General features: G+C 71.6%; 3 protein-coding genes and 1 pseudogene. All 4 read left to right on the forward strand.

Features of this window, described 5'->3' with window-relative positions; genetic code table 11:
• Window positions 1-251: 251 nt before the first annotated feature.
• Window positions 252-1,022: an ABC transporter permease gene (locus tag MHY49_RS18735; protein ID WP_239206702.1), complete on the forward strand. Its 771-nt coding sequence runs from the start codon at window positions 252-254 to the stop codon at window positions 1,020-1,022.
• Between the two features lie 190 nt (window positions 1,023-1,212).
• On the forward strand, window positions 1,213-2,082 hold the full coding sequence (efeU, locus tag MHY49_RS18740; protein WP_239206747.1) for an iron uptake transporter permease EfeU: 870 nt from the start codon (window positions 1,213-1,215) through the stop codon (window positions 2,080-2,082).
• Between the two features lie 82 nt (window positions 2,083-2,164).
• Window positions 2,165-3,520: an iron uptake system protein EfeO gene (efeO, locus tag MHY49_RS18745; RefSeq protein WP_239206749.1), complete on the forward strand. Its 1,356-nt coding sequence runs from the start codon at window positions 2,165-2,167 to the stop codon at window positions 3,518-3,520.
• 46 nt (window positions 3,521-3,566) lie between these two features.
• Window positions 3,567-3,792, forward strand: a pseudogene (locus MHY49_RS18750) (hypothetical protein); the annotation flags it as partial.

Here is a 3,792-nt window from a genome sequence, read left to right on the forward strand (position 1 = left end):
CGCCCGTGGCCCTCTGCACCGGCGTCCCCCATTGTGCCCGCACTCGTGGAGGGAGGTCGGCGTCGGCACCGCGGACCACTCACCCCGTCGGAGCGTCGGAGGGCAGAAGGGGGCCGGAAGGCCCCACCGCGAGCCCCATCGGATGAGCCGGGGCGCGTCCTCGCCGGCCGGATACGCTGTCCCCGGCCGAGGGAGGGGGAAGGGCATCACGCCCCGTCGGCCCCTTCGGATCGATCCCAGGAGGGTGGCTCGTGCAGTCGGTGACCGGCGAGGAGATCGCGAGGACCGTGCTCGCGGTGCTGGTGCTCATCGCCCTCATCACGCTCGTGCTGCGCGCGGCGGGAGTCCCGCACGGCTGGGCGTCCGCGCTCGCGGTGCTGCGCGGCATGCTGCAGCTGGCAGCGCTGAGCGTGATCCTCACCGGCGTGATCACCGACGCCCGGCTCGTGGCGCTCGGCCTCGTGGTCATGTTCGTCGCGGCCGTGCTCACCAGCACGCACCGACTCGGGGACCTGCGCGCGCACGTGCCTCTCGTGCTCGCCGGGATGGGGGCCGGCATCCTCGCGACCGTCGTGGTCGTGTTCGCGACCGGTGCGATTGAGCTCTCCGCCCGCTACGCCCTCGCGATCGGCGGGATCATCATCGGCAGCGCGATGTCGACGGCGACGCTCGCCGGCAGGCGCCTGCTGCAGGCGGCCGACGACCGCTGGGAGGAGATCGAGGGCTGGCTGGGGCTCGGGGCGACGCCCCGGCAGGCCACGGCCCCGATCGCGCGCCACGCGGTCCACGAGGCCCTGATCCCGTCCACCGACCAGACCCGCACCACGGGGCTCGTCACCATGCCGGGCTCCTTCGTCGGCGCCATATTCGGCGGCATCTCCCCTCTCGAGGCCGGACGATTCCAGATCGTCGTGCTCGCGGGGATCATGGCGACCGCGGCGATCACGAGCACCGTGGTCGCCTTCGGCCTCGCACCGCGGCTGTGCCGCGGCGACTCCCCGCGGCACCGCGAAGCCGCCTAGGCGCGGAAGACGGTCCGCCGCCCGGCGGGGCGTGACCCACGCCCCATCCGCCGCGGTGGACGCGCATGAAGGCAAGGCTTACCTTGAGGGAACAGATGTCCGTTCTATCCCAGTGGTCGTCTCCCGCGCCCGCCCCGCTCGGCCCCTCGGCCACCGGCGGGAGGCAGCGGCCGACGGGCCCGGAGGCCACATGCTCCTGCCGAACCTGCTGATCTCGCTGCGCGAGGGTCTCGAGGCCTCGCTGGTCGTCGGCATCCTCGTCGCCTATCTCGTGAAGTCGGGCCGACGGGACGTGCTCCCGAAGCTGTGGGCCGGCGTGGTGATCGCGGCGCTGATCCCCCTTGCCGTCGGAGCCGTGCTCACCTGGGGCCCCAAGACCCTCACCTTCCAGGCGCAGGAGATCCTGGGCGGGTCCCTCAGCCTGGTCGCGGTCGCGCTGACCACCGGGATGATCTTCTGGATGTCCAAGAACGCGCGATCGATGAAGCGCAACCTCGAGAGCGAGATGGAGCGCGCGCTGCGCCGCGGCGGCGGCTGGGGCGTGGTCGTGATCGCCGCCCTGGCCGTGGGCCGCGAGGGCGTGGAGACGGCGCTGATCCTCTGGGCGACCGTGAAGTCCTCCCTCGAGAGCTCGGTGTACTCGACGACGATCGGCATCGTGCTCGGCTTCGCGATCGCGATCGCGCTGGGCGTCCTCATCTACCGCGGCGCGGTCCACCTGGACCTCGGGAAGTTCTTCACCTGGACCGGCGGCTTCCTCATCCTCGTCGCCGCGGGGATCACCGCCTACGGCATCGGCGACCTCCAGGAGGCCGGCGTGCTGCCGGGGATCACCGCGCGCGCCTGGAACCTCTCCTCCCTGCTGCCCGACACCGGCTCGCCGGTCTACTGGCTGTACGTGGTGCTCAACGCCATGTTCCAGGTCAACCTGAACCCCACGGTCCTGCAGGTGATCGCCTGGTTCGTCTACATCGTCCCGGTCGCGGCGCTGTTCGTCGTCCGCACCGCCTCGCCGCGCCGCGCACGCGCCGCCGCCGAGCTCCACGACGCCCACGCCTGAGACCCGGGCCGCCTCGACGTTCGCCCCGCTCCCACCCATCCCGATCGGAACCCGATCCCTCACCCCTCGACCAGGAGCTCCCATGACCACGACCCCTCCCGCGATCCGCGCCGACCGCCGGCCGCTCCCGCGCCGCACCCTGCTGGGGCTCGCGCCGCTGGCCACCCTGGGCCTCGGACTCGCCGCGTGCACCGACAACCCCGCGGCCTCCGAGGACGCCGCCGGCGGCGATCCGCGCACGATCACGGTGACCATCACGGACGACGCCTGCACGCTGTCGGCCGCGACGATCCCCTCGGGCCAGGTCACGTTCTCGGTGAAGAACACCGGCAGCGTGCCCAACGAGTTCGAGATCCTCGCCCAGGACAAGCTGCGCATCGTCTCGGAGAAGGAGAACATCGGCCCGGGCACGAGCGTCGAGCTCACCACGGCCCTCAAGGAGGGCACCTACTTCACGGCGAGCAAGCCGAACATGGTGGGCGACCTCGTGGGCGCGGCCGAGTTCACCGTCACCCAGGGCGAGGACGTCGAGGTCGACGAGGACACGAAGAAGCTCGAGGAGAAGGCCGTCACCGACTACACGGCCTACATCAAGGACCAGGTGGGCGCGCTCGTCAGCAGCGCCAAGCTGTTCACCGACGCCTACACCTCCGGCGACACGGAGAAGGCCAAGGCGCTGTTCCCGCAGGGACGCCGCCCCTACGAGCGCATCGAGCCCACCGCGGAGGCCTTCGGCATCAAGGAGGCGGGCGACCTCGACGTCGCCATGGACGTGCGCGTCCAGGACCTCGCGGCCGACGCCGGCAAGAAGGTCACCGACCCCTCCGTGCTGAAGTCCTGGACCGGCTGGCACCGCATCGAGGCCGACCTGTTCACCGACGAGGGCTCCCCCTTCTCCTTCGCCTCCGACGCCGAGCGCACCAAGGCCGCCGACGACCTCACCGCCAACATCCAGACCCTCTACGACCTGGTCTACGGCAAGGAGAAGGGCCTGGGAGGCGCCACCTTCGCCGTCACCCTCGAGGACGTCGTCCAGGGTGCGCAGGGCCTCATGGAGGAGGTCGCGACCAGCAAGATCGTCGGCGAGGAGGACACCTTCTCCCACACCGACCTCGACGACTTCCAGGCGAACCTGGACGGCGCGAAGGTCGCCTACGGCAACGTCCAGGACCTCGTGAAGGCGAAGGACGCGGACCTGGACACCTCGCTCGGCGAGAAGTTCGACGCCGTCCAGAAGGAGCTCGACAAGCACGTCGACGGGAAGACCCCCGACGGCGCGCCGAAGTACGTGGACTACTCGACGATCGCCGCCGTCCAGGAGGACGCCGGCGAGGCCCCCGGCGACAACGACTACACCAAGGAGCAGCGCGCGATCTCCGACGTCATCAACGCGCTCGCCGAGGAGCTCTCGAAGGTCGCCGGTACGATCCTGCACTGATCCGCACCGGCCCGCCCCGCCGCTCCCGCACCCCTCGAAGAGGCCCATGACCAGCCACGATCGCCCCGACGCCGACACCCCGCAGAACGCCGATCCCGCGTCGGCCGAACCAGCGGCGACTGATCCTGCGTCGGCAGACGCCGGGTCGGCCGGTCCCGCGTCTGCTGATCGCCGGGGCACGGACTCCGCCGCCGCTCCGGCCGACGGGTCCGGTCGCGGGGGTCTCGGCCGCCGGGGCCTGTTCGGCGCGGCCGGGGCGGGGCTGGTCGCTG

It is taken from the genome of Brachybacterium sp. ACRRE (assembly GCF_022346485.1).
Taxonomy (GTDB): Bacteria; Actinomycetota; Actinomycetes; order Actinomycetales; family Dermabacteraceae; genus Brachybacterium; species Brachybacterium halotolerans.